At 52.5% G+C, this 21,816-nt stretch carries 21 protein-coding genes and 1 pseudogene; 12 read left to right on the top strand and 10 right to left on the bottom strand.

Annotated features, from left to right (window positions below):
* Nucleotides 1–146: 146 nt before the first annotated feature.
* The 6 genes from BLT01_RS06240 to BLT01_RS06215 form a co-directional block, all read right to left on the bottom strand.
* The gene (locus BLT01_RS06240) at nucleotides 147–1,223 is read right to left on the bottom strand and encodes an ABC transporter substrate-binding protein (RefSeq protein WP_092095897.1); all 1,077 of its coding nucleotides are present in this window, start codon (nucleotides 1,221–1,223) and stop codon (nucleotides 147–149) included.
* Nucleotides 1,220–2,020 (bottom strand): ABC transporter permease, encoded by an 801-nt coding sequence (locus BLT01_RS06235; RefSeq protein ID WP_092095895.1) that lies wholly within the window; start codon nucleotides 2,018–2,020, stop codon nucleotides 1,220–1,222. The genes BLT01_RS06240 and BLT01_RS06235 overlap by 4 nt, the downstream gene beginning before the upstream one ends.
* Nucleotides 2,004–2,828 (bottom strand): ABC transporter permease, encoded by an 825-nt coding sequence (locus BLT01_RS06230; RefSeq protein WP_092095893.1) that lies wholly within the window; start codon nucleotides 2,826–2,828, stop codon nucleotides 2,004–2,006. The genes BLT01_RS06235 and BLT01_RS06230 overlap by 17 nt, the downstream gene beginning before the upstream one ends.
* Entirely contained in the window at nucleotides 2,818–3,924 is a 1,107-nt protein-coding gene (locus BLT01_RS06225; protein ID WP_092095890.1) for an ABC transporter ATP-binding protein, read from the bottom strand. The genes BLT01_RS06230 and BLT01_RS06225 overlap by 11 nt, the downstream gene beginning before the upstream one ends.
* A 22-nt stretch (nucleotides 3,925–3,946) precedes the next feature.
* On the bottom strand, nucleotides 3,947–4,489 hold the full coding sequence (locus BLT01_RS06220; protein ID WP_092095887.1) for a helix-turn-helix domain-containing protein: 543 nt from the start codon (nucleotides 4,487–4,489) through the stop codon (nucleotides 3,947–3,949).
* A 173-nt stretch (nucleotides 4,490–4,662) separates the two neighbouring features.
* The gene (locus BLT01_RS06215; protein ID WP_092095885.1) at nucleotides 4,663–6,120 is read right to left on the bottom strand and encodes a magnesium transporter CorA family protein; all 1,458 of its coding nucleotides are present in this window, start codon (nucleotides 6,118–6,120) and stop codon (nucleotides 4,663–4,665) included.
* Nucleotides 6,121–6,187: 67 nt separating this feature from the next.
* Here BLT01_RS06215 and BLT01_RS06210 point away from each other — a divergent pair, with 67 nt between their 5' ends.
* Both BLT01_RS06210 and BLT01_RS06205 read left to right on the top strand, forming a co-directional pair.
* A complete protein-coding gene (locus BLT01_RS06210) occupies nucleotides 6,188–6,472 on the top strand; it encodes a hypothetical protein (RefSeq protein WP_092095883.1) in 285 nt (94 codons plus the stop codon).
* Nucleotides 6,473–6,579: 107 nt separating this feature from the next.
* A complete protein-coding gene (locus tag BLT01_RS06205; RefSeq protein WP_092095881.1) occupies nucleotides 6,580–7,239 on the top strand; it encodes a potassium channel family protein in 660 nt (219 codons plus the stop codon).
* Between the two features lie 191 nt (nucleotides 7,240–7,430).
* On the opposite strand, the gene rnjA is transcribed toward BLT01_RS06205, so the two are convergent.
* On the bottom strand, nucleotides 7,431–9,101 hold the full coding sequence (gene rnjA / locus BLT01_RS06200) for a ribonuclease J1 (RefSeq protein ID WP_092095879.1): 1,671 nt from the start codon (nucleotides 9,099–9,101) through the stop codon (nucleotides 7,431–7,433).
* Nucleotides 9,102–9,105: 4 nt separating this feature from the next.
* Nucleotides 9,106–9,315 (bottom strand): DNA-dependent RNA polymerase subunit epsilon, encoded by a 210-nt coding sequence (locus BLT01_RS06195; RefSeq protein ID WP_092095877.1) that lies wholly within the window; start codon nucleotides 9,313–9,315, stop codon nucleotides 9,106–9,108.
* Between the two features lie 284 nt (nucleotides 9,316–9,599).
* Here BLT01_RS06195 and BLT01_RS06190 point away from each other — a divergent pair, with 284 nt between their 5' ends.
* Entirely contained in the window at nucleotides 9,600–10,370 is a 771-nt protein-coding gene (locus tag BLT01_RS06190; protein ID WP_092095875.1) for a Cof-type HAD-IIB family hydrolase, read from the top strand.
* A gap of 154 nt (nucleotides 10,371–10,524) precedes the next feature.
* Here BLT01_RS06190 and def read toward each other — a convergent pair whose 3' ends face one another.
* The gene (gene def / locus BLT01_RS06185; RefSeq protein ID WP_092095872.1) at nucleotides 10,525–11,088 is read right to left on the bottom strand and encodes a peptide deformylase; all 564 of its coding nucleotides are present in this window, start codon (nucleotides 11,086–11,088) and stop codon (nucleotides 10,525–10,527) included.
* A 143-nt stretch (nucleotides 11,089–11,231) separates the two neighbouring features.
* Here def and BLT01_RS06180 point away from each other — a divergent pair, with 143 nt between their 5' ends.
* From BLT01_RS06180 to BLT01_RS06155, 6 genes are all read left to right on the top strand, one after another.
* Nucleotides 11,232–11,879: a YkyA family protein gene (locus tag BLT01_RS06180; protein ID WP_092095871.1), complete on the top strand. Its 648-nt coding sequence runs from the start codon at nucleotides 11,232–11,234 to the stop codon at nucleotides 11,877–11,879.
* Nucleotides 11,880–12,146: 267 nt separating this feature from the next.
* Entirely contained in the window at nucleotides 12,147–13,262 is a 1,116-nt protein-coding gene (gene pdhA, locus BLT01_RS06175; protein ID WP_092095870.1) for a pyruvate dehydrogenase (acetyl-transferring) E1 component subunit alpha, read from the top strand.
* Nucleotides 13,263–13,265: 3 nt separating this feature from the next.
* Nucleotides 13,266–14,243, top strand: a complete 978-nt coding sequence (locus BLT01_RS06170) for an alpha-ketoacid dehydrogenase subunit beta (RefSeq protein WP_092095869.1) — start codon at nucleotides 13,266–13,268, stop codon at nucleotides 14,241–14,243.
* Nucleotides 14,244–14,276: 33 nt separating this feature from the next.
* A complete protein-coding gene (locus tag BLT01_RS06165) occupies nucleotides 14,277–15,629 on the top strand; it encodes a dihydrolipoamide acetyltransferase family protein (RefSeq protein ID WP_092095868.1) in 1,353 nt (450 codons plus the stop codon).
* A 3-nt stretch (nucleotides 15,630–15,632) separates the two neighbouring features.
* Nucleotides 15,633–17,042, top strand: a complete 1,410-nt coding sequence (lpdA, locus tag BLT01_RS06160) for a dihydrolipoyl dehydrogenase (RefSeq protein ID WP_092095867.1) — start codon at nucleotides 15,633–15,635, stop codon at nucleotides 17,040–17,042.
* 123 nt (nucleotides 17,043–17,165) lie between these two features.
* Complete coding sequence (locus BLT01_RS06155; RefSeq protein ID WP_092095864.1) at nucleotides 17,166–18,050, top strand: polysaccharide deacetylase family protein; 885 nt, start codon at nucleotides 17,166–17,168, stop codon at nucleotides 18,048–18,050.
* Between the two features lie 46 nt (nucleotides 18,051–18,096).
* Here the strand turns inward: BLT01_RS06155 and BLT01_RS06150 are convergent, their stop codons facing one another.
* The gene (locus BLT01_RS06150) at nucleotides 18,097–19,569 is read right to left on the bottom strand and encodes an aminotransferase class I/II-fold pyridoxal phosphate-dependent enzyme (protein WP_092095861.1); all 1,473 of its coding nucleotides are present in this window, start codon (nucleotides 19,567–19,569) and stop codon (nucleotides 18,097–18,099) included.
* A gap of 135 nt (nucleotides 19,570–19,704) precedes the next feature.
* On the opposite strand from BLT01_RS06150, the gene BLT01_RS06145 reads away from it, so the two are divergent.
* The 3 genes and pseudogenes from BLT01_RS06145 to BLT01_RS06135 all read left to right on the top strand — a co-directional run.
* Complete coding sequence (locus BLT01_RS06145) at nucleotides 19,705–20,694, top strand: NAD(P)H-dependent flavin oxidoreductase (RefSeq protein ID WP_092095858.1); 990 nt, start codon at nucleotides 19,705–19,707, stop codon at nucleotides 20,692–20,694.
* Nucleotides 20,684–20,971, top strand: coding sequence for a UPF0223 family protein (locus BLT01_RS06140; RefSeq protein WP_092095855.1), 288 nt, complete (start codon nucleotides 20,684–20,686; stop codon nucleotides 20,969–20,971). The genes BLT01_RS06145 and BLT01_RS06140 overlap by 11 nt, the downstream gene beginning before the upstream one ends.
* 190 nt (nucleotides 20,972–21,161) lie before the next feature.
* Nucleotides 21,162–21,816 (top strand): annotated as a pseudogene (locus tag BLT01_RS06135) (reverse transcriptase domain-containing protein); the annotation flags it as partial.

Raw genomic sequence — 21,816 nt, 5'->3', positions numbered from 1 at the left:
GCCCGGACCCCCTTTCAGAAAGTTTCGTGTGTCAAATTATCTTACCACACCCGTATGACCTGTATCACTACTTACTGAAGCGGCAAATCAAAATTTCAGGACTTTAAAAAGCAGCCCGGAAATATGCACATTCCGGACTGCCTGTTTTAGTTCATTCCCATCTTGAATCTTAGGAAGCGTTCGTTGTATTCACCGGTCATTTCCGGTCCGAGGTTCCTGTACACTTCCAGATTCTCACGGATTTTCTCATCTGGATAAAAGCGCTTATCACCGGTCACTTCCGGATCCATCAATTCAAGCGCAGCGGCGTTTGGCGTGGAGTAGCCGACCCAGTCAGCATTTTGCGCCGCAACTTCCGCCTCCAGCATGAAGTTGATGAACTGATGAGCCCCATCAACATTGGCCGCCGTCTTGGGAATGATCATATTGTCGAACCAGAGATTGGACCCTTCCTCCGGCACGGAAAAGTCGATCGATTCGTTGACGTACATCATGTCAAGGGCCTGGCCCGACCAGGTGAGGGCAATCGCGGCTTCATTCCGACGCATCATTTCGACGATCTCATCGCCAATAATCGCTTTGACATTCGGCGTAAGCTCATCCAGCTTGGCGGATGCAGCATCCAGTTCAGCCCCGTCGGTCGAGTTGAGGGAGTATCCGAGACTGTTTAGTCCCATTCCCATCACCTCACGGGCACTGTCGACGAGGATGACCTGCTGTCGCAGCTCAGGGCTCCACAAATCTTCCCAGCTTGTGAAGTCGAAATCCTTCTTGAGCAGGTCGGGGTTAAAGGCGATTCCAACCGTTCCCCAAAAGTAGGGGACGGAATATTCATTGCCCGGGTCGAACGGCAGATCCAGGAAATACGGATCGATGTTTTCCAGGTTCGGGATCTTGGAATGATCAAGCGGGACGAGGAGGTTCTCTTCCTTCATCTTTTCAATCATGTATTCAGATGGCATGGCAACATCATAAGATGTCCCACCTTGCTGGATTTTCGTCATCATCGCTTCATTCGAATCGAATGTCTCGTAGACGACGCGGATGCCGGTTTTTTCCGTGAATTGTTTGAGCAGTTCCGGATCCAGGTATTCTCCCCAGTTATAAACGGTGATGGTGTCGCTCCCCGTGCTGCCCGACGTTTTGCCGAGCTGGCTGTTGATGTAAAGGAGCAGTGCGGATACGGCGATCACGGCAACTGCTGCCCGGATGATTTCCTTCATTTCTTCACCCCCGTGACAGGTGTGCGGTTGCGCGAATTAAGCGCATAGTAAACGATAACGAGCCCGACGGTGACGATGAAGATCAGGCCGGAAAGTGCATTGATCGTCAGCGTAATCCCGGCGCGGGCCATCGAGTAGATTTCGACGGAGAGGGTACTGAAGCCATTTCCTGTGACGAAGAATGTCACGGCAAAATCATCAAGCGAGTAGGTGAGTGCCAGGAAGAACCCGGCAAAGATGCCCGGTTTGATGTAAGGGATGATAACGCGCGTGAGGACGTCCTTTCCGGATGCGCCGAGGTCGCGTGCGGCATCAATGAGCGAGTCGCTCATCTCCAACAGTTTCGGCAGCACCATAAGGACGACAATCGGCACGCTAAAGGCAATGTGTGAAATCAGAACCGATGCAAATCCGAGCCGCACACCGACCGCGGTGAACAAAATCAGGAACGATGCTCCGATGATGACGTCCGGGCTTACGATCAGCACGTTGTTCAAAGACAGCAGTGTGCTGCGGAGTTTCCGGTTTTTCAGGTAGACGATCGCAAGCCCGCCGAGGACACCGATGACCGTCGAGATCAGGGCCGACAAAAGGGCGACTATGACCGTGTTGAAGACGATCATGATCAGACGGGTGTCTTCAAAGACGGCGGCGTAATGCTCCAAAGTAAACGAATCAAACGACGACATTGTCCCATTCGAATTGAACGAGTAGAAAATCAGAAAGAAGATCGGTGCATACAAGATGATGAATACAAGCGTGAGAAAGATCTTTTGCACATTACTTGGTTTTGCCATCAGATGCGCCTCCTTTCTCCTTCTGGCCGGTGAACAGCATGATGACGAACATGAATAGGATCAGGAAGACCGCGATCGTCGAGCCCATTCCCCAGTTTTGGGTCACGAGGAACTGCTGCTCAATGGCTGTCCCGAGCGTGATGACCTTATTTCCGGCGATGAGCCGGGTAATCATGAACAGCGAAAGGGCCGGGATGAAGGTGACCTGGATGCCCGATTTCACACCGTTCATCGTAAGCGGAAGGATGACCCTGCGGAATGTCGTCCACGGGCTTGCCCCGAGATCGCGCGATGCATCGATCAGTGCCGGATTGAGCCGGTCGATCGCATTGAAGATCGGAAGGATCATGAACGGGATGAAAATATAGACCGACACAAAAATAAAACTGAAGTCCGTGAACAGAAGCTGTGTGGAACCGATTCCGATCGCCGTGAAAAAGGCGTTGATCGGCCCGTATTGGCCGAAAATCCCGATGAAGGCATACGTCTTCAGGAGCAGGTTGATCCAGGACGGGATGATGATCAGCAGCAGCCAAAGCTGCTTGTGCTTTGTTTTCGTCAGGAAGTAGGCGGTCGGATACGCGATCAGCAGTGAAAACAGAGTAATCAGGAAGGCGTACCAGAAAGAACTGAGCGTCAGTTCCAGGTATACCGAAGAAAAGAACGCCCTGTAATTGGCAAAGGTGAAATCGCCGTGAATATCGAACAGGGAATAATAGACGACAAGCGCAATCGGCGCGATGACAAACAGGATAATCCAGGCGCTGTAAGGAATCAGGTAAAGTGCGCGTGTCGATTTATTCTGCATGGTCCGGCACCTCGTACGACTCGAGCCTCCGGTCGAAATCTTCTTCCGATTCATTCAGCCTCATGACATGGATGGCTTCAGGGTCGAAGTCGAGGCCGATCTCATCGCCGACCTGTGCTTTTTTGGTGGAATGTACGAGCCACTCGTTGCCGTCTTTGTCATAGGTCGACAGTTCATAGTGGACACCTCGGAAAAGCTGAGTATCCACAGTGACGACAAGCTTCCCGCGGTCCGGGGAAGTGATCTCCAGATCTTCCGGCCGGATGACGACCTCGATTTTTTCGTTCGGGTCAAGTCCGGCATCGACGCATTCAAATTCCCTTCCCGCAAACCGGACCAGGTGATCACGGATCATGACACCGTCCACAATATTGGACTCACCGATGAAATCAGCGACAAACCGGTTGATCGGCTCATCATAAATATCGATCGGCGTGCCGGACTGGACGATTTCGCCGGCGTTCATGACGAAGATTTCATCCGACATCGCGAGCGCCTCCTCCTGGTCATGGGTGACGAAGATAAATGTCTTTCCGAGGCGCTGCTGCAATTCTCGGAGCTCATACTGCATCTCAGTCCGTAGTTTCAGGTCAAGTGCGGACAGTGGCTCATCAAGGAGGATGATTTCCGGGTCATTGACGATGGCGCGGGCGATGGCGACACGCTGGCGCTGGCCGCCTGACATTTCCGAGATCTCCCGGTTTTCATATCCCTGCAGATTGACGAACCGCAGCGCTTCTTCTACACGGCGCTTGACATCCGCCTGCTTGATTTTCTTGATACGGAGCCCAAAAGCAACGTTCTCGAAGACATTCAGGTGAGGAAAGAGGGCATAGTCCTGAAAAACGGTATTGACCTGCCGCTCGTTCGGAGGAGTGTCATTGATTTTCTTGCCGTTAAACTGGATTTCGCCGCTGCTCGGCTCGATGAATCCGGCGATCAGGCGGAGGATGGTCGTCTTGCCGCAACCGGACGGCCCGAGAAGAGTATAAAACTTGCCGCGTTCCATTTCGAAGCTGATGTTGTTGAGGACGGACGTCTGTTCATTGTACCGCTTGGAGACGTTGTCGAAGCGGATAATAGGCTGTTGGGTCATGTCTTACCTCCAGTATCAATAATCACAAATAAGATTCTGTGGCCACGAGCAGGCATCTGGCCTCCCCGGGACCGGCATTTGACAGCCGATGATGGTGCGATGCCTCGTAATAGAGGGCGTCTCCTTCATCGGCCTCATATCTCTCTGTACCCAATTGGAGTACGATTCGCCCTTCCAGTACGTAAATGAATGTCTGGGAGAGGGAGGGTTCGAACTCCTTGAATTCTCCATTCGGTGCAAGAGACAGCAGGACGGGCTCCATTTCTTTTTCATTTGATTCGGATACGAGCCATCGGACAGAATAACCTCTGTCCTCATCGGTGTTCATGATATGTTCGTCCTTGCCGAAGACAACCTTGGCGGCCGGGCTTCCGTCATCGAAGAATTCCTTCGGGGATGAACCGAGCACCTCCAAAAGGGAGAACAGGGTTTCAATCGACGGCGAGGTAAGATCGCGTTCAAGTTGGGAGATGTAGCCCTTGCTCAAATCCGTCCGTTCTCCGAGCTCTTCCTGTGTAAGTCCTTTTTTCAGACGGAGCTGCTTGATTTTTTTCCCGATTTGCATGGGACAGCCTCCTGTGGAGTTTACTTATAATAAACTTTAAGTTTAGCAATAGCGGATTTTATTATACAAAATTCGTCTGTGATTGCAAGAGAAAATTCGCAGCAGTGAATTGTTTTTTTCTGAAAGGCACATGAAAAGCCCGGCATGCTGCTTTAGCATGCCGGGCTGATGAGTCAGAAGTTCAAATCGTCAAGCCTTCTCTTGAGTTTTCGCCATACGATGCGGCCGAGATAGGTGAAGAACAGATAGATCGACATGCCGATTCCGAGAACGGCAGTCAGGAGGGCAGTCCATTCAAACAATCCATACTTGGAAATCTCGTTTAGGCTGGTATCGTTTTTCCAGTCCTCGATGACGAGGTTCATCCCATAAATGCCTGAGATCACAGTAAAGACGGTGAGGAAGAAGAGCAGCAGATTCATCCGGTTCGCCGCTGCGTTTTCCTGTGTCCGGTATAGCTCATCCAGTGTGGTTCGCACTTCCTGGAACAAATCATCCAAGTTGAATGCCTTCCTGAAAAGCAGCCCCAATTCCCGTCCTTCCTGGCGGACACTGACATGTTTGAAGTAGTACCAGGATGAGAAAATTGTGATCAGTTCGATCAGCCGCTTTAAATACTCTTCGTCCTTGTCCCATTTGAGCCGGCTATATTCGAAGGAAACCCGGAGGAGCATGATCCGGTAAAAATAATGCAGCAGGAAGTTATAGTAGTGCGTTCCCATAAAGTGGGCGAGCGGACGTTGCATCTCCTCAGGACTCTTCGTAGTCACATTGGTATAAGAGAAATCGGTGGCAAGCGTATACAGATCCGGCGCCCAGCGGTCATGAAGATAGTTGTCCAGATAGTCCCTTATGTACGCCATGTTCGAGGCTGAGATGAACGGTTTGCCATCAGGGCTCAGGCCGTCGACCCTGCCGATCCTGAACAACTGCTCTTCACTGAATTCCGTCCCCGGTTCAGCGAACAGAAAGGAAGTGACAAACATCCGTTCATCCTCGAAATAGGGGAGACTTCCAAAGTAGCCAGTGAGCCGCTCATCGTGGAAGATAAACGGCCGGATAGCCGAGGCGAGGCGGTCAACGAGAAATTCGTGAATGCTTGAAAACCTCTTGCCGTCCCCGCAATAGATGACCGATCCCTGTTCCTCTTTGAGTTTGTTTTCTATCGCACGGAAATGTTGCATAAAGTTCAGGACGGAGGACAGCGGAAGGTTTTTATCCAGCAGGCGTACCCTGGACGTGAGAAAGCCGATGCCGAAAGGGCCCAGTGTCACATCCAGGCTCATGAAGCGGAATGGGTACCGCTCACCGTCGGCCGTCAGTGTGAACTCTTCTCCGATGATTTTGTAAAAGCGATGAAAGCCGTATTCTTCGATGGTCGGCGGGAAGATTTTGCGTTCCACATATGGGAGGAAATACTGGTCCAACTCTTCTTGGGAAATCTCGGTCGATCCCTCATAAAGATCGTTGATCCGACCGCCGGGATCTTCCAGTGTGAAAAAGTGGAAGCCGTCTTTCTCAAGAGCATCTGCGGCTTTCCGTATCTGTTTTTTTCTGTAGGCAAACGGCAGGATAAAAGAGAGATAGCCGTCTTCAACGGTGAAGTCTTTCGTATCCGGAACCTCTGTCATGTTTTCACCGCCATTCATTGTAGTTTTGGGATGATGTGGTACACTATTGGAAAAAGGAGTGGTGGCAATGGGCAAGAACAATTTCTTCCCGGGTCCGGACCATGGCCGGGGGCGCAGCCGGAATGGCGTGACGCCCGTCATCGAAGGGGTTTTCCTGATGACTAAAGATCGCATCATCCCTTACGAAGAACTGGATGATTACTGTGAATGCTGTCTGGAACCGCTGTCCTATGACGCCACCTACGATTCCGCGTATTGCGCCGGATGCAATGAGTGGCGCGAAGAAACATGCACCGATCCGAAATGCCAATTTTGTACGGACCGGCCCAAGCGTCCGTATGACCGGGGCTGATCGGCCTCCCTCTCATCCTTCCCTTTTACAGGGGAGTCGTAAACGGGATTTGACCTGTAATTTGCTAGAGGTCCGCATGGGCGGGCCGACTGCTGGAGGCATGGAAGATGAAAAAGGAATTTGTTGTAGTCGGGCTGGGACGATTCGGCGGCAGCATCTGCCGGGAACTGGTTGAGCAGGGCGCGGACGTCCTGGCAATCGACCAAGATCCCGAACGGGTGGACGAGTTCGCTGCGATCGCTACACAGGCCGTCGTGGCGGATACGACCGATGAGCAGACGCTCGTATCGCTCGGAATCCGCAACTTCGAACATGTGATTGTCGCAATCGGCGAAGATATCCAGTCAAGCATTTTGACCACGCTGATCATGAAAGAACTGGGTGTCGAAAAAATCACGGTAAAAGCACAAAACGATTATCACGCGAAAGTGCTCCAGAAAATCGGGGCCGACCAAGTAGTCCACCCGGAGCGGGACATGGGCATCCGGATTGCAAACAATATGATTTCCAACAATATCCTTGATTATTTGGAGTTATCGGATGAGCATTCCATCATGGAGATCAAGGCGAATGAAATGCTTGCGGGCCATACCATCCTGGACCTTGATATCCGGGCCAGATACGGCATCAACATCGTGGCCATCAAGCGTGGAGAGGATGTAGTGGTTTCCCCGATGGCGGAAGAACCGATTCATGAAGGGGATATCCTGATCATTATCGGTTCCGATGCGGACATTTTACGATTTGAGAAAAAAGCGTTGCACTAAACGGCGAGAAAAGCCCCGGCAGAAATTTATTCTGCCGGGGCTTTTCGGCTGTTGCGGAAACGAACAAGCTGCACGGAATCTGAATTCCGTGCAGCTTGTCTAAGGATTGACCATGATTGTCCGGTTTGAAACGAGGAGCTCCGGATTGCACCATGGCCATCCGGAGCTCACGAAATATGCAACTTGGGTGATCACACTTCCATAACGACCGGAAGAATCATCGGCTTGCGTTTTGTCTGTTCATACAGGTACGGGCCGAGAATGTCCGTAATCTGGTTTTTCAGCGCTTCAGTATCCGGTGTGTCAGAGTTGGCCACCGACTGTCGGAGCCGCCGGTTCAGCATCGATTGGGCCTCATTAATCATCTGCCCGGATTCACGCATATAAACGAATCCGCGGGAGATGAGATCGGGACCTGCAACGATTTTGCCTTTTGCGGCATTAAGCGTCACGACTACGATGACGAGTCCATCCTCCGACAGGACGCGGCGGTCACGCAGGACAACGTTGCCGATATCGCCGATTCCGCTGCCATCGATGTAGACATCGCCGGACGGGATCCGGCCCGCCAGATGGGCTTCATCCGAACTGAGGGCCAGAACGTCACCGTTTTCCATGATAAAAATGTTTTCTTCCGGCACATCGCACTGGACGGCCAGACTGGCGTGTGTCTTCAGCATCCGGTATTCGCCGTGGATCGGCATGAAGAACTTCGGCTTGATCAGGCGCAGCATGAGTTTTTGCTCCTGCTGGGAACCGTGGCCGGATGTGTGAATGTTATTGAGCGATCCATGGATGACTTCAGCGCCTGCACGGAACAGCAAGTTGATCGTCCGGTTGACACTGGCGATATTGCCCGGGATGGGGGAGGAAGAGAAAATGACCGTATCCCCTGGTTGGATCTGGATCTGGCGGTGCGTCCCGTTGGCAATCCGTGAAAGTGCCGCCATCGGTTCGCCCTGGCTTCCCGTGCAGAGGATCATGACTTCATTGGCAGGCAGACGGTTCAGCGTCTGCGTATCCACGAACATTTCCTTTGGCGCATCGATATAACCGAGTTCCGTGCCGATGGTAATGGCGTTGTCCATGCTCCGTCCGAAAACGGCGATTTTCCTGCCGTGCCGTACGGCGGCTTCAACCGCTTGCTGGAGCCGGTAGATGTTGGAGGCGAATGTCGCAAAAATGATGCGGCCGTTTACTTTGCGGAAAATCTCATCGATGCTTTCACCCACGGTTCTCTCGGACATCGTGAAGTCCGGCACTTCCGCATTCGTACTGTCGGAGAGAAGGCAGAGAACGCCTTCTTCTCCGATCTGGGCCATCTTCGCGAGGTTCGCAGGTTCGCCGACAGGAGTGAAGTCAAACTTGAAATCCCCTGTATGGACAATATTGCCCGGCGGTGTTTTGACGACAATCCCGAATGCATCCGGTATACTGTGGGTCGTCCTGAAAAAGCTGACGGATGTCTTTCTGAACTTGATCACATCATCTTCTTCTACTTCGATCAGCTTTGTGCGGCGAAGGAGGCCATGTTCTTCAAGCTTGTTGCGCAGAAGGCCCAGTGCCAGCTTGCCGCCGTAGACCGGGATGTTCACTTTTTTGAGCAGGTAGGGAATGCCGCCGATATGGTCTTCATGGCCATGTGTGACGAAGAGGCCTTTTATCTTGTCAACATTCCGCTCGATGTACGTGTAATCCGGAATCACATAGTCGATGCCGAGAAGATCATCTTCAGGGAACATGATCCCTGCATCGATCAGGATGATTTCATCCTGGAATTGGACCCCATACGTGTTTTTGCCGATTTCGCCCAGTCCGCCGAGCGCAAATACGGCTGTCTGATCATTCTTGACCGATTTCATCGGGTCACACCTGTTCGACGTGGAAGTCAGGCGATTTTTTCTCATACTCCAGATGGCCGTCTTCCAAGGCTTGGATGTGTTCGATGTACAGTTCGCGCTCTTTCAGCGCAGCGCGGACGGCACGGACAGATTCTGCTTCGACATACATGGCTTTTGTGTTTTCGCGGACTGGCACTTCATGCATGTTTTCTTGATAGTACACTTTGTAGATCATGGTCTACTCTCCTTTATCACGTTCAAATACTTGCCATATCGTTTATAATAGCATGCAGGTCCATTGAAATAAAGAAAAGCAAAGAAAAGCCCCCGTAAACGCGGGGGCATAAGTTCACTATGCAATGGACTTCTTGCCGAGGATGCCATTGAGCCGCTTCAACCATTTGCGTTTCAGGCGTTTCAGCATGGCTATCACTCCTTGTGACCTATTATAGGTCTTTTTGAATGTTCTGTCAAGGGTGGTTTTTCAGGAAATTATATAGGAAGGCGGAGATTCAAACGATGAAGAAAATCCTCTTTTTCGATATCGACGGCACCCTGTACGACCATGACAAAAAATTGCCCGAGTCAGCCAAAAAAGCGGTGACGGCCGCGCGGGAAAAGGGTCACCTCGTTGCCATTGCAACGGGCAGGGCGCCTTTCATGATCGGCCCGGTTCTTGAAGATCTGGACATCGATACATACATTTGCTTTAACGGGCAATATGTCGTCCATGAGGGCGAACTGATCCATGGCGGTGTCATCGAACCTGAAATCCTTGCTCGTATTAAAGAAAAGGCGGACAGGGACCGCTTCCCGCTCATTTTCATGGATGACCGTGAAATGGTGGCGACCGAGACCGGTCACCCGCATGTCGGTGACAGCCTGGATTCACTGAAAATGCCTTATCCGAGAGAATCGGAAACGTTTCATATGGAGAGGCCGATCCATCAGGCACTCCTATTCTGCACCGAAAAGCAAGAAAAGTCCTATGCCGAAACATTTCCGGAAATGAAGTTTGTCCGCTGGCATCGCACATCCACTGATATCCTTCCGGCGGGAACGTCCAAAGCCGAAGGGATGCAGCGGATCCTCGACCGGGAAGGCCTGACGATGGGAGATGCCGTGGCATTCGGAGACGGTCTCAATGACATTGAGATGCTCGAGGCGGCTGGCGTCGGTGTGGCGATGGGGAATGCCCACGAAGAAGCCAAAAAACGGGCAGATTACATCGCGGGTGATGTATCCGATGACGGCATCGCCCGCATCCTTGATCGGCTGGAACTTATCTGATAATTGGGGGTGTCCAAAAGTATGGAACACTCCGCAAGACTGAAAAAAGCAAGGACACCGGGCGGCTTCGGAAAGCAACCGGAGTCCTTGCTTTTTGCTTTTTCTCTGAGCCTTTGGGGCTCCATTTCGTCTACACCCTGAGAGAGATCTGCAATTACTCTTCTTCAGCCTTCAGCGGTTCTGCATCCGGGTATTCGCGGAATGGTTCGTCCGGGTCGATGTGGTCGTAGAACATAACCCCATTCAGGTGGTCAAGTTCATGCTGGAAAGCGATTGACTGCAATCCTTTCAGACGCTTTTTGATTGGCTCGCCATCGGGCGTGAAACCTTTAACGGTAATCTTGGAATAGCGCGGCACGAAGCCCGGTACATCCCTGTCGACGGACAGGCAGCCTTCTCCTCCCGGGAGATAGGATCTTTTGGCGGAATGACTCACGATTTTCGGATTGATAATCGTCATGCTGAGCGGGTCCGTGTCCTCATCGACGATATGCAGGGCGAACATCCGTTTCGGCACATCAATCTGGTTGGCCGCAATCCCGATTCCTGCCCGAAGTCCATATTTCTCGGCGATTTCGGGATCTTGGCTGTTTTTCAGGAACTCGAGCATCTCGTCGGCAATTTTCTTTTCTTCTTCCGCGAGCGGAAACTTCATTTCCTCCGCTTTTTTCCGCAGCGTCGGATGACCTTCACGGATAATCTGATCCATCGTAATCATGGTGGTTGACTTCCTTTCATACGGTATACCTTGTCTTTTATTATATACGCTCCGTTAAGTTGATGAAACAAAATGTCCCGTCTGATTGAAATCGGTGCGCCCATTCAATATAGTAGAAATAGGAAAGGGAAGGGGAGACCGAGATGAAAAAACGATTGGCAGGCACAGCGCTTGCTCTGGCGATGCTCCTTTCCGCCTGCTCGTTCGGCAGTTCTGCCGAAGGACGGCTTTCCGATGCAATCGGAAAGATCCAGGAAAAGGAGCAGCCATTCCTTGAAGCACAGGAGAAAATGGCATCGCTTGAAAAAGAAGAGTTCGGGAAGTTCGGCGAAATGATGGAACTTACCCAGGAAGACCGCGAGGAACTGTCGAAGCTGGCGGGAGAGGCGGACAAGTCAGCAGACGAACGTCTCGGGCTTCTTGAAGAAGGGAAAAAGGCACTCGGTGAAGCGGAGAAGGAATTGAACAGGCTCGATGAAATCGAAAAAGATGAAAAAGAGGCTGTCCAAGAGGCTGTCCGAAAACTGAAACAATCCATGTCGGACCGGTATGCCGTTCATGAGGAATTCTCCGAGGTCTATGAAAAGACTGCCGGCCTTCAAAAAGAGTTGTACAGTCTGGCAACGGATGAGGAATCTGATTTCCAGAAGATCCAGGAGAAAGTGGAAGCCGTCAATAACGGAAATGCGAAAGTGGCGGCGGCGGCGGATGCATTTAATGAAACAACGGAGACCGTCAATAAACAGAAAAAAGAAGCTTATGCAGCTATCAGCGATTCTGAAGAAAATTGAATGCCTTTCAGCCCGGAAGCATGGCTTTCCGGGCGTTTTTTCGGTTTCATAAAGGGAATACTGGAAATGTTGGAGGGCGCATCTCTAAAACAAAATCTCGTCATGTGTTAATACAGATAGCTGTTCGTTCACTTGTGTACTAATACTAAAAGCGCTTTCAAACCCTTATATTGACTAGCATTTTTCTGTCTTGTATAATTCAAAACGAATCAAGTGTACTAATTTTAAAAAGAAAAACGATAATACAGCTAAAGGAGAGTTGCCGCAATGGCTGCCAAAAAGGCGAACGCATTCGATCCGGAGCAGAGCCTCCGTGAAATCGAAGATAAATTCGAAATGCTCCAGATTCTCAATGAAGAAGGGGAGATCATCAATAAAGAGATGGACCCGGGGATGAGCGATGAGCAACTGACAGAGCTGATGACACGTATGGTCTGGACAAGAATTCTGGACCAGCGCTCCATTTCCCTCAACCGCCAGGGGCGCCTCGGTTTCTATGCACCGACTGCAGGCCAGGAAGCCTCCCAATTGGCTTCCCAATTTGCATTGGAAAGCGAAGACTTCATCCTGCCCGGTTACCGTGATGTGCCCCAGATTATTTTCCACGGCCTTCCTCTTGAACAGGCATTCCTATGGTCCCGTGGTCATTTCCAGGGAAGCGATGTGCCGGACGGCGTCAATATCTTCCTGCCGCAAATCATCATCGGTGCACAGTACATCCAGGCTGCAGGAGTCGCGCTAGGCAAGCAGAAGCGCGGAGAAAAGTCGGTCGTCATTACGTATACTGGGGACGGCGGCACATCCCAGGGTGATTTCTACGAAGGAATCAACTTTGCGGGTGCATTTAACTCGCCTGCAATCTTTGTCATCCAGAACAACCAATACGCGATCTCGACACCGCGTTCTCTTCAGACAAAAGCGAAAACACTCGCCCAAAAGGGCATCGCTGCGGGAATTCCTAGCGTGCTCGTCGATGGGATGGATCCGCTGGCGGTTTACGCAGTCACGAAGCAGGCCCGCGAACGCGCGCTGAACGGCGGAGGCCCGACTCTCATCGAAACGATGTGCTACCGTTATGGCCCGCACACGATGGCAGGGGATGACCCGACACGATACCGTACGTCCGAAACCGATTCGGAATGGGAAAAACGCGATCCGCTGATCCGTTTCCGCAAGTATCTGGAAGCCAAGGGCCTCTGGAACGAGGAAAAGGAAAACGAAGTGATCGAACGCGCCAAGGAAGAAATCAAAGCCGCCATCAAGAAGGCGGATGCCGCTCCAAAACAGAAAGTGAGCGACTTCCTCAATATCATGTATCGCGGTGAAATGCCGCAAAACGTGAAAGAACAGCTTGACATCTATACAGAGAAGGAGTCGAAGTGACCGATGGCACAAATGACGATGATCCAGGCGATTACGGATGCACTCCGTACTGAGCTGAAAAACGATGAAAACGTCCTCGTCTTCGGGGAGGACGTCGGCAATAACGGAGGCGTCTTCCGTGCTACGGAAGGACTCCAGAAAGAATTCGGTGAAGACCGGGTGTTCGATACGCCGCTGGCAGAGTCCGGCATCGGCGGATTGGCAGTGGGACTTTCACTGCAGGGGTTCCGTCCTGTTCCGGAAATCCAATTTTTCGGGTTCGTTTATGAAGTGATGGACTCGATCAGCGGCCAGCTCGCTCGCATGAGCTTCCGCAGCGCGGGGCATTTCCACGCACCGGTGACGATCCGTTCACCATTTGGCGGCGGAGTCGCTACACCTGAGATGCACGCCGACAGCCTTGAAGGGCTTATGGCACAGCAGCCGGGTCTCAAAGTTGTCATCCCGTCCGGGCCGTATGATGCTAAGGGACTTCTGATTTCCGCAATCCGTGACGATGATCCGGTCATCTACCTTGAGCATATGAAGCTTTATCGTTCGTTCCGTGAAGAAGTTCCTGAAGAGGAATACACGATTCCGCTCGGCAAGGCGGCTGTGAAAAAGGAAGGCACGGACCTGACGATTATCTCTTACGGCGCGATGGTGCGCGAAAGCCTCAAAGCGGCCGAGGAACTTGAAAAGGAAGGACACTCCGTTGAAGTGATTGACCTTCGCACGGTGCAGCCGCTTGACATTGACACAATCATCTCGTCGGTCGAGAAAACCAACCGCGCAATCGTTGTCCAGGAAGCACAGCGCCAGGCCGGCATCGCAGCGAACGTGGTTGCAGAAATCACGGAACGTGCAATTTTGAGCCTGGAGGCACCTGTACTGCGTGTGGCGGCCCCTGATACCATCTATCCATTTGCACAGGGTGAGAACACTTGGCTGCCAGGCGCTAAGGATATTGTAGAAACTTCAAAGAAAGTACTCGAATTCTGATAGACGATTTCCATAGAAGAAAGGGTGAGAGGCGTGGCATTTGAATTTCGTATGCCGGATATCGGTGAAGGAATCCATGAAGGCGAAATCGTAAAATGGTTCGTAAACAAGGGCGATACCATCCAGGAAGATGACGTCCTATGTGAAGTGCAGAACGACAAAGCGGTCGTTGAAATCCCTTCCCCTGTAGGCGGAACGGTAGAAGACATCCTGGTCGGCGAAGGTGAAGTTGCAGTCGTCGGCGATGTCCTCATCAAAATTGATTCCCCTGACCATGCAGACGGTGAAGAGGAAGCGGAAGATGCCGGCGCGGAAAAAACTGAAGAGCAGGTTCAGGCTTCTCTTGAATCCGGCCAGGACATTAAAAAAGAAGAAACACCGAAAACAGAGAAAGACCAGGGGACGGCGCCGGCTGCTGCCCGGAAATCGGGTAAGCCAAAGGGCGGCCGAGTGATTGCCATGCCATCGGTCCGGAAGTACGCACGGGACAATGATGTGGATATCCATGACGTTGAAGGAAGCGGCAAAAATGGCCGGATCCTTAAAGAGGATGTGGATGCATTCATGAGCGGCGGTCAAAAACCGGCTGGTGAAGAAGTACCAGCTGCAACTGCAGGAGAAACTGCTTCTGCTGGCGAAGAGGCGGCACGTCCGGCTGCTGCGGCGCAATTGCCGGAAGGGGAATTCCCGGAAACCCGGGAGAAGATCTCGCCGATCCGGAAGGCGATCGCCAAAGCGATGGTCAACTCGAAGCACACTGCTCCTCACGTTACGCATCTTGATGAAGTCGATGTCACGGCACTTGTCGAACATCGCCGGAAATTCAAGGAGATTGCAGCGGAGAAAGGCATTAAGCTGACGTACTTGCCATATGTCGTAAAGGCGCTTGTCAGCACACTTCGGGAATACCCTCAACTTAATGTGTCTTATGACGAGACGACCGAAGAAGTCATCCAGAAACACTACTTCAATGTCGGCATCGCAGCGGACACTGACCGCGGGCTTCTCGTACCGGTCATCAAAAATGCGGACCGCAAATCTGTTTTTGCCGTCTCCGATGAAATCAACCAGCTTGCAGTGAAAGCACGCGATGGAAAACTGGCGCCAAATGAGATGAAAGGCGGCTCGATGTCCATCTCGAATCTTGGTTCCGCAAGCGGCCAATGGTTCACCCCGATCATTAACCACCCGGAAGTCGCGATTCTCGGAATCGGCAGGATCGCCGAAAAACCGGTTGTCAAAAATGGTGAAATCGTGGCGGCTCCTATGTTAGCATTGTCATTGAGCTATGATCACCGGATGATCGACGGCGTCACTGCCCAGCAGGCGCTGAACCATATCAAGAAACTGTTGTCGAATCCGGAACTTTTACTAATGGAGGCGTAAATCATGGTAGTAGGTGATTTTCCAATTGAAACGGACACACTCGTCATCGGGTCCGGCCCGGGAGGATATGTTGCAGCGATCCGCGCAGCACAAACCGGCCAGAAAGTGACGATTGTAGAACGTGAAAACCTTGGAGGCGTTTGCCTGAACGTAGGGTGCATTCCGTCCAAAGCCCTTATTAATGTCGGCCACCGCTTTGTTGAAGCTAAAGGCGCTGACAGCATGGGCATCAGCACTTCCGATGTGAAAATCGACTTCTCCAAAGCCCAGGAATTCAAAGACAGTGTCGTCAAAAAATTGACCGGCGGTGTTGAAGGCCTCCTGAAGGGCAACAAGGTTGAAATTGTAAGAGGCGAGGCTTATTTTGTCGACGCCAATACAGTCCGTGTCATGGATGACAAGTCCGCACAGACCTACAAATTCAAGAATGCGATTCTCGCAACAGGATCCCGTCCAGTCGAGATTCCATCCTTCAAGTACTCAGAGCGGATCATTGATTCGACTGGCGCCCTTGCGCTGGAAGAAATCCCTGGCAAGCTCGTCGTCATCGGTGGCGGCTACATCGGCACAGAGCTGGGCTCGGCCTATGCGAACCTCGGTTCCGAAGTAACAATCCTCGAAGGTGCGAAGGACATTCTCGCAGGCTTCGAAAAACAGATGACACAGATCGTCAAGAAAGGCCTTAAAAAGAAAGGCGTCGAAATCGTCACGGAAGCAATGGCGAAAGGCGCTGAAGAAACCGAAAACGGTGTGAAGGTCACTTACGAGGCAAAAGGCGAAGAAAAGACAGTCGAAGCGGACTACGTGCTCGTCACAGTCGGACGTCGCCCGAACACAGATGAAATGGGCCTCGAGGAAGCCGGCGTTAAAATCGGCGAGCGCGGTCTCATTGAAGTGGACCGCCAGGGCCGCACAAGCGTCTCCAACATCTTTGCGATCGGCGACATTGTTCCTGGTCCGCAACTTGCTCACAAAGCTTCGTATGAAGGGAAAGTGGCTGCAGAAGCGATTGCCGGCGAAAAGTCCGAAGTGGACTACATGGCAATCCCGGCTGTGTGCTTCACGGATCCTGAGTTGGCGACTGTAGGCCTGAATGAAGAACAGGCGAAAGCGGAAGGCTACGAAGTGACTGCGGGCAAATTCCCGTTTGGCGCAAACGGCCGCGCACTGGCGCTTGAAGCGACAGATGGGTTCGTCAAACTTGTGGCGCGCAAAGAAGACGGTCTCCTCCTCGGAGCTCAGATTGTCGGTGCCGGCGCTTCCGATATGATCGCGGAACTCGGTTTGGCAATCGAAGCGGGAATGACGGTGGAGGACATCTCGATGACCATCCACGCACATCCTACGCTCGGTGAAATTTCGATGGAAGCAGCGGAAGTCGTTCTCGGCAACCCGATCCACATCCTGAAGTAATCAAGCATGGAAGAGAGCGGATTTTCCGCTCTCTTTTTTTATTTCCTGAATCTCCCTTTGTCGGATTGTGCCGAGGGTTGCGGCGATGATAGACTGGTAGAGGAGAGAGGAAGTGACTCGGAGATGAAACTTAGATTAAATTGGATAGCTGGTGCTGCATTAACGGCCCTGTTGCTTGGAGGCTGTTCAGGCCAGGAAAATGAAGAGAACAGCGGAAAGGATGACGTGCCTGACCGTCAGGATGAACAAGTTGAAGAAAAAGCGGACAACGGCGGAGCCAATGAGGACATGTCGGAAGAATCCGCCGGGGAAAATGGAGAAAGCGACAAAGACAAGCAGGTACCGGCTGCAGCAGAACCGGCGGAACCGCTTTATGAACTGAATGAAGCCACCTGGTCTTTCCAGCCGATCGGCGATGCCGATCCGAAAGCGGCCCTGCTGACGATCGATGATGCGCCGGACAAGCATGCGCTTGAGATGGCGAAGACGCTGAAAGAATTGGAGGCGCCGGCGATCTTTTTTGTCAATGGCCACTTTATTGACACCGATGAAGAAAAGGCTGTGCTGAAGGAGATCCATGAAATGGGATTCCCGATCGGTAATCATACAATGACACACGCAGATCTTCAGCAGATTTCCGAGGAAGCCCAGCGTGAAGAGATTCTCGGCGTAAATGAAATCGTGGAGCAAGTGACGGGTGAGAAGCCCAGATACTTCCGGGCGCCTTTCGGCCAGAACACGGATTTCAGCAGGCGATTGGCAGCCGACGAGGGAATGCTCCTTATGAACTGGACATACGGCTATGACTGGGAACCAAAGTATCAGAACGGCGAAGCCCTTGCCGATATCATGCTCAATACGGAGTATTTGAACAACGGTGCGAACCTGCTTATGCACGACCGTGAATGGACGGCAGCCGCCCTTCCGAAGATTGTTCAGGGGTTGCGTGACAAAGGATTCAAACTGATTGATCCCGCATCGATTAAATTGCCGGAAACGGCTGAATGAAAAATAATGGAGAGCACCGAAGTTTTTCGGGCTCTCCATTTTCTGTTTATGAAACGATTGGCATCCTCTCTTTGATGACAAGGAGGTTCTGCAACGTATTGTCTTCGGGTCCTTGTACAGGAAGACCTGCTTCTATGTTCATCCGGATATAGTCGATGTTATCCTGTGTGACGATTTCACCCGGAATGACAATCGGGATTCCCGGTGGATACACCATGATGAATTCGGCTGAGATTCGCCCTTCCGCCTCATCAAGAGGAATGGCTTCTGTCTGAGCGTAAAAAGCATCTCTCGGGGTGAGCGCGAGTGCAGGGATTTCGGGAAGTGCGACGAATGGCGGGCGCTCCGAGCCATCAGGAGCAAACGTGTCGGCCATTCTTTTGAGTGCATTGACCAGGAGGCTGACTTCTTTTCCGGTATCGCCGATCGTCAGAATGCACAGGATATTGTACAGGTCGGACAGTTCAACCTCTATATTGGCATTTTCCCTGAGCCACACTTCAGCTTGGCTGCCGGTGATCGACAGGTCTTTGACGCTGATCAGTAGTTTTGTCGGATCAAAGTCGTAAGTCGCCGAACTCCTGATCAGTTCCCGGCCCGGGCACCAGAGGCCGGGGATTTTATTAATCCGCTTTCTAGCGTCTTTCGCCAATCGGATTGTTTCGTACAACAGGTCGTTCCCGTGCATGGCAAGCTGCCTGCGTGCGCAGTCGATCGATGCCAGGATCGGGTAAGAGGTGGAGGTGGTCGTCAGCATCGACAGGATGGACTGGACACGTTTGGTTGACACAAGCCCTTCCCGGACATTCAGAACTGACCCCTGGGTCATCGCGCCACCCAGCTTGTGGACGGATGTCGCGGCCATATCGGCACCTGCCTGCATGGCGGATACGGGCAGGCTGTCACTAAAGTGGGTATGGACCCCATGCGCCTCATCGACCAGCACCGGTATGCCACGGGCATGGCTGATGCCGACAATGCGTTCCAGATCGGCACAGACACCGTAATAGGTCGGATTGATGACGAGCAGCCCTTTCGCATCGGGATGGGCTGCAAGTGCTGTTTCCGCGGCTTCCGCGGAGATTCCGTGCGAGATGCCGAGTTCCGGATCGACTTCGGGATGGATAAACACCGGCACGGCCCCGGCAAAGACAATTGCGGACATGACCGATTTATGGACATTGCGCGGAACAATGATTTTATCTCCCGGCTCACAGACGCTGAGAATCATCGTCATAATGGCGCCGCTCGTCCCCTGTACGGAGAAAAAGGTGTAATCGGCCCCGAACGCTTTGGCGGCCAGTTCCTGCGCTTTGTGGATGGCCCCCTTTGGCGAATGGAGGTCATCCAGCGGGGCGATGTTGATCAGGTCGATCGACAAGATATTGTCTCCTGCAAATTCCCGGAATGCGGGATCCATTCCATGGCCCTTTTTATGTCCGGGGATGTGGAATTGTATCGGATGGCGGTTCCTGTGTTTCAGGAGCGCGTCGAATAATGGTGTTTCGAGCTGTGACAATCTGGAGCCCCCTTGTTCTCATGATGCAGGATTTCAAGGGCATATTATAGCATCGTCAGCCACCGGTTGTCACAGAAATACATGGGTTCAACTTCTCCTTCCCATAAGATAAGATGGAAGCAAGGGGGGATTGACATGGAATGGAACACGAGGATCACTGAACTGCTTGGCATCCAGTATCCGATCATCCAAGGGGGGCTGGCTTATCTCGCTTATGCGGACCTCGCGGCTGCGGTATCGGACGCGGGAGGGCTCGGGCAAATTACCGCAATGAGCCTGCCCGGGCCGGAGGAGCTTCGACGGGAAATCCGCAGAGTGAAAGAGATGACGGACAAGCCGTTCGGTGTCAACTATGCCATCGGCCAGCACGGACGTCCCTATGAACACATGCTGGATGTGGCCATTGAAGAGGGAGTTCCTGCGGTCACGATGACAGGGGGAAATCCGGCACCGCTTCTGGAACGGCTGGAAGGGACCGGCATCCGGAAACTGGTGCTTGTTGCTGCGGTGCGGCAGGCACAGAAAGCGGAAAGCCTAGGGGCGGATGCCGTCATGGTCGTCGGACAGGAAGGCGGCGGGCATCTCGGCCGGGACGACATCGGCACGATGGTCCTTGTGCCCCGTGTTGTCGACAGTGTCTCGATTCCGGTGGTCGCTTCGGGAGGGATCGGCGATGGCAGAGGCTGGATGGCCGCGCATGCACTGGGCGCGGAAGGAATCGAGATGGGAACCCGGTTCATCGCCACAAAGGAATGCGTGGATGCATCGGATGCCTATCGGAAAGCGCTCCTGGCCGCAACCGAAACAGGAACGAGCGTCATCAAGCGGTCGATCGGTGCCCCGGCACGTGTGCTGAAGGGCGGCTGGTCCGAGAAGATTCTTGAGATCGAGCAGGAGAGTCCCACGTATGAAGCCTTGAAAAGTTATATTAGCGGGGAAGCGAACCGGCGCTTTATCCATGAGGGGCGGGCGGATGAAGGGTTCGGCTGGGCCGGCCAGGTCGCAGGCCTTATCGAAGATGTGCCGACGGTATCGGAACTGTTCGGCCGCATGGTGGAAGAAGCCGGTCAGATCCGCGCAAGGTGGGGGAACGGCAAAACGGGAGGAATCAATAATGGCAACTGAAGGTTACTCTTATCCGCTACGAACGGATTGGACCACCAATGAAATCATTGATGCAATAAAGTTTTTCGAAGCGGTGGAAAAAGCTTACGAAAACGGAATCAGGCGGGGGGAGCTCATGAATGCCTACCGCAGATTCAAGGACATCGAACCATCCAAGTCCGGGGAAAAGAAACTGCTTGCCGAGTTCGAAGAAGCAAGCGGCTATGCGGCTTATCCGGTCATCAAGAAGCTGAAGGACTTTCCGGATGAAGCTATCATAAAAGGAGCGGGGCGATAAGCCGCCGCTCCTTATGTTTGGTGCGCCTGGTATGGGCGCAGTCTATAGGGTGCAAGTCCCGAACTGTGAAGGCAGAAGTAGCAGTTAGCCTAACGCAAGGGTGTCCGCCGCGAGGAGGAATCTGAAGGAAGCGGGCGGCAAACCTCCGGTCTGAGGAACAAGAACTCCATATAAGGCTATGTATGGTTGGGTGAGCTTGCCAACGTGGAGGGAAAGACTGCGCTCTTACCCGGGGAGGCCTACGGATACGCCGGGCATACCCGGTAACTTCTCAGAACACAGTTATGGGTTCCGCCAGGGCAGAAGCGCACACGACTCGGTCCGGAAAGCCCAAAACTATATCCGGGAAGGCTAGCGTTGGGTGGTGGACATCGACTCGGAGAAGTTCTTCGACCGGGTTAAACCGACTGATGTCGACTCTCGCAAAGCGCGTTCAGGATAAGCGGCTTTTAAAACTGATTAGAAGCTTTCTGAATTCAGGTGTCCTCGAGGACGGCCTTGTCAGGCCAGTCACGGAGGGAGCACCTCTAGGCGGACCCTTAAGTCCGCTCCTATCCAATATTATCCTCGATGAACTGGACAAAGAATTGGAGAAGCGAGGTCACCGCTTTGTCCGCTACGCCGATGACTGCAATATCTACGTGAAGTCCAGACGGGCAGGCGAACGAGTGATGGAATCAGTGACAAAATTCATCGAAGGGAAACTGAAACTCAAGGTGAACCGAAAGAAGTCGGCAGTAGTGGACCGGCCGTGGAAACGAAAGTTTCTCGGCTTCAGCTTCACTCCAAATCGCAACCCGAAAATAAGGATAGCCAACAAGAGTAAGGCAAGGGCGTCAGGGAGA

Source organism: Bhargavaea beijingensis (assembly GCF_900101985.1).
In the GTDB taxonomy this organism is placed as follows: Bacteria; Bacillota; Bacilli; order Bacillales_A; family Planococcaceae; genus Bhargavaea; species Bhargavaea beijingensis.
Note: the sequence above shows the minus strand (reverse complement) of the source record. Positions and strands in the feature narration are given on the sequence as shown.